Annotated in this window: 4 protein-coding genes; 1 reads left to right on the top strand and 3 read right to left on the bottom strand. The window is 62.0% G+C overall.

Going from position 1 to position 4,204, the window contains the following annotated elements; all coding sequences use genetic code 11:
* On the bottom strand, positions 1-677 hold a 677-nt coding region (locus tag Q0319_RS00500; protein WP_299450157.1), incomplete at its 3' end, for a tripartite tricarboxylate transporter substrate-binding protein.
* Between the two features lie 119 nt (positions 678-796).
* Here Q0319_RS00500 and Q0319_RS00495 point away from each other — a divergent pair.
* Positions 797-1,798: an ABC transporter substrate-binding protein gene (locus tag Q0319_RS00495; RefSeq protein ID WP_299450154.1), complete on the top strand. Its 1,002-nt coding sequence runs from the start codon at positions 797-799 to the stop codon at positions 1,796-1,798.
* A 12-nt stretch (positions 1,799-1,810) separates the two neighbouring features.
* Here the strand turns inward: Q0319_RS00495 and Q0319_RS00490 are convergent, their stop codons facing one another.
* Entirely contained in the window at positions 1,811-3,376 is a 1,566-nt protein-coding gene (locus Q0319_RS00490) for a UbiD family decarboxylase (protein ID WP_299450151.1), read from the bottom strand.
* 61 nt (positions 3,377-3,437) lie between these two features.
* On the bottom strand, positions 3,438-4,204 hold a 767-nt coding region (locus Q0319_RS00485), incomplete at its 5' end, for a tripartite tricarboxylate transporter substrate binding protein (protein WP_299450148.1).

The following is a 4,204-nucleotide window of genomic DNA, read 5'->3' as shown; positions in this document are numbered from 1 at the left end:
CCGCGTTCGATGTGCGGCATCAGGTCTACCGGCGTAAAGAACTGCAATTGGATGCGGCCCGCCAGCAAGTCCTGCAGCGACTCGCCGCTGGACTTGTACGGCACGTGCACCATTTTCGTCCCCGTGCGCACTTTGAACAGCTCACCAAAGAGGTGTGCGGTATTGCCTTGGCCGGACGAACCATAGCTGTACTTATCAGGGTGAGCCTTCAGCTCGGCGATCAGTTCGGCAAGCGTCTTGGCAGGCACCGAAGGATGGACCACCAACACGTACGGCACTTTGCCGATGAACCCCACCGGCGCGAAATCTTTGATGGTATCGAAGGGCAGCGAGCGATATAAGGCGCGATTCGTCGCCAGCATGTTGGCCGCGGCGAGCCCGAGCGTATAGCCGTCCGGTGCGGCCTTTGCGAGCGCCGTCAGGCCGACGTTGCCACCAGCCCCGGGGCGGTTCTCGACAAAGAATGTCTTGTCGAGCATGGAGCTCAAGGCGGCTCCCATTGCCCGGGCCAGCGAATCTACCGTGCCGCCTGGTGCGTAGGGCGCGATGATGCGGACGGGCCGCGATGGATAGTCTTCGGGTTTGGACTGTGCGTGGGCAGCTTGCAGGGGCACGGACAGCATCAAGCCGCCCAAGGCCGCCCCCAGGGTACGGGTAAACACACGAGGCAGGTGCATGGATGTCTCCTCACTCCGTCATTGACACGTTAGGGTGCTCTGTTATGCTAATTCGCATATCAGATTTATAACTCGCATTACGAATAAACGTCGAGCAGTATTTTCCAGAGGAGACCCCTATGCCGTCCACCCCTTCGTCCTCCCGCGTGCCGCTACGCTTCGCCTGCGGCCTGTATGACCGCATGCAGGCGCTTTACACCGGCGAGGTGGCGCCGGAGGGCATCGACCTGGAGTTCGTCCGCATCGATGCACCGCGCAAGATCTTCGACCGCATGGCGGGTGAACAGGCCTTCGACGCCTCCGAACTCTCGGTATCCGAGTTCATCACTCGCAAGAGCGCGGGCGACGACTCTTTCGTCGCCATTCCCGTATTCCCATCCCGCACCTTCCGGCACAGCTTCATCACGGTGAACCGGCGCTCGGGCATCCGCACGCCCAAGGACCTCGAGGGAAAGCGCATCGGCGTGCCGCTTTACACCATGACGGCGGCAGTATGGATGCGCGGCCACCTGCAGGATGATTTCGGCGTGGATTTTTCGTCCGTGCAGTGGGTCGAGGGGTCGATCAACAGCGCGACAAGCCACGGAACGCCGACCCTAATGCCGCTGGTACGGGAAATTCCCATTGAGCGCGGCTTCCATGACGGCAAGTCGCTGAGCCAGTTGCTGGATGAAGGAAAAATCGACGCCATCTTCGGCACGACGCTGCCCGAATCCCGGCGGCACAATCCGGACATACAACGCCTATTTCCCGACTTCCGGGAGGTCGAGAAGGACTATTACAAGCGGACTGGCATCTTCCCGATCATGCACCTCGTCGCCATCCGGAAAGAGGTATACGAACGCCACCCCTTCATCGCCTCGTCGCTATACCGTGCATGCCTCGAATCAAAAGAAGTGGCCTATCGCCACATGCGCAACCTGGCTGCATTGCGCTACATGCTGCCTTGGCTGACGGACGACCTGGACGAGCTGGAAGAGGTTTTCGGCCTCGACCCTTGGACCTACGGAGTGGAAGCCAACCGCCACACCCTCGAGACGCTGATGCGCTACATGAAAGAACAGGGGCTGATCCGGGACGTCCTGGACGTAGACGAGTTGTTCGTCCCCGTCCAGGAGTGAATCCCTGATGCACTAAGGAGCAGGCATCGCCTGCTCGCGTAGCAAGTACCGCCCGCGTTCCGTCTCGCGGGCCAATACGCCCTCTGCGCGCAGCTCCTCCAAGGCCCGCACGACGTCGCCACCGTCGTCGCTGCCCACGGCTGCCATCAGCTCCTCGAAGAACTTCGGGCCGTCGGCGAGTGCCGCCTTCACCGATTCGAAGCGCCGGCCCTCGAACTTGGGCGGAACCGGCGTCGTGGCTTCCATCCGATTGCCCGACCCGAAAGTCCAGGTCAGGTCAAAGCCCGCCTTGGAGCCGGTGGCCGCCCCCTCGTCCAGGGAAGGATCCAGCGGCAAAGTGCGGAACCCGCCTTGCACCACCAGATCGCGTTCGGGTTGGAATCGGGTACCCAGCGCCCATTCGATCTGTTCATCGGAAAAAATATCGATGTCCGGGTCGACGACGAACACGTTCTTCACGTTCGCCACCGAAGCAAATATTGCGGCAATCGCGTTGCGGGCCTCCCCCGGCACCCGCTGCTGCAATGCCACGCGCAGGTTGTAGACGCCTCCGGTAGCGGGCGGCGCGTAAATCGCCCGGACTTCCCGAACCGCCGACTCCAGCGCCCGCCACGCCAGGACTTCGGTCCGCAACGCGCACAGCTGCGCCGTATCGGTCCGTCCCATGGCATTGCCGCCTATGGTCAGCGTCTGGAACACGGCATCCTTGCGGCGCGTGATTGCTGTGACGCGAAACACCGGATTGATCTTGACCCCGCCGTAGTACCCCAGGAACTCGCCGTATGGGCCTTCCGGTTCGACGTAACCCGCTGCATCGAGATAACCCTCGATCACCCACTCCGCGTCCGCCGGCACCTTCAGGTCATTGGTGACACATTTCACGACGGGCAGAGGCGCGCCGCGCAGTTGCGCCATCAATCCCAGCTCGTCGACCGGCAGCCGCATCGTCGCGGCTAAATAGTCAATGGGATGGCTGCCGACCACGATCGAAAGCGGCAAGTGCTTTTTCTTCGCGAGGCTCTCCAGCAATATCACCCGCAAATCGGACGGCGCTACCAAATCGATGCCCGTTTCCGTGCGCCCCCGAATCATCAGCCGCCGCAAGCCGACGTTGGTCCAGCCGGAGGACGGATCGAACGCGAAGTCGATGGCAGCGGAAATATATGGGCCCCCGTCCAATCCGTGCTGCAGGTTGATCGGCAGTTCGGTCAGGTCGACCTCGTCTCCCGTGGCGACGATTTCTTGCACCGGCGCCAACTCGCGCGGGATCTCGACGATCTCGGGCTTGCTGCGCAAACGCTTGAGGATTTCCGGCAAGAGGCCGCGCGGGGTGGTCCCGAATGCGTGCGCCATGCGCGTCCGGCTCGCCAAGGCATTGCCCGTCAAGGGATAGCCGGCGGCGCCTGCCCGCTCGAACAGCACGGCGCGCGGGTTGTCGTGAAGAATCGCCGCGACGTCGGCGAGGCGGACGGGATCAGGCCGCACCTCGATTTCGTCGTCAGCGTCGGGACGCGCACGCAGGCTATCCAAGAATGTCTTCAGGCGGAAGCGGTCCAGGTTGAGCAGGTTTTTATTCATTTGGCAGGCTCTTTCGGAATGAAACGGGCTCGACGGCGATGCGGGGCAACGTGAGCGCTCGTCATTCCCTGGCGGTCAGTCCGAGCTGCTTGGCAAGCGGGACGATGAAGTCCAGCTCGTCGCTGACGGTCTTCCATGCCTGGGCCGGGGGTTCGTAGTTGACGCGATAACCCAGGCGACTCATCAGCTGCTCGGTCTCGGGTTTCTTGACGATCCGTTCTATGGCCGGAACCAGCTTGTCCTGGATGCCCTTGGGCAAACCGGCGGGCGCGACGACGGAAAGAAACACTTCGAGGTGAACCTTGGGATACCCTTTGCTCTCGAAAGTCGGGACCTCCGGGAAATCCTTCAACGTGCTGGTCGAGGCGAGCGCGCGAATTTTTCCGTCTTTGACGAACTCGCTCAGCCCCGCCCAGACGAGCGAAGCACTCGCCACCTGGTTGCCCAGCAGGTCGGCAACGATTTGGCTGGTGCCGCCGCTATACGGTACGCGCGTCAACCCTGCGCCCGAAGACAGCTTGAGCAGCTCCAGGTTGAAATGGCTATGCGAGCCCATGCCGATGATGCCGGTGCTGTACTTGCCCGGATCTTTTTTCGCGGCGTCCACGAGATCTTCGAGCTTCTTGAACGGCGAAGCATTGGGGACCACCAACACCACGGGATTCGACACGGTGTTGCCGAGATACGTGAAGTCTTTGCGCGGATCGTATTGAACACTGGTCTGGATCGCGGTGATGGACGTGACGACCGAGGAATGCAGCACGCCGATGGTATAGCCGTCGGGGGCCGCGCGCGCGATGAAATTTCCGCCGATCACGCCGCCTGCGC

Source organism: uncultured Pigmentiphaga sp., assembly GCF_937950555.1.
Taxonomy (GTDB): Bacteria; Pseudomonadota; Gammaproteobacteria; order Burkholderiales; family Burkholderiaceae_B; genus Pigmentiphaga.
Note: the sequence above shows the minus strand (reverse complement) of the source record. Positions and strands in the feature narration are given on the sequence as shown.

What these genes read in the sequence shown, in the direction of transcription:
- Q0319_RS00495 (WP_299450154.1), top strand. Translation starts at nt 797, where the DNA reads ATGCCGTCCACCCCTTCGTCCTCCCGCGTGCCGCTACGCTTCGCCTGC.
- Q0319_RS00490 (WP_299450151.1), bottom strand. Translation starts at nt 3,376, where the DNA reads ATGAATAAAAACCTGCTCAACCTGGACCGCTTCCGCCTGAAGACATTC.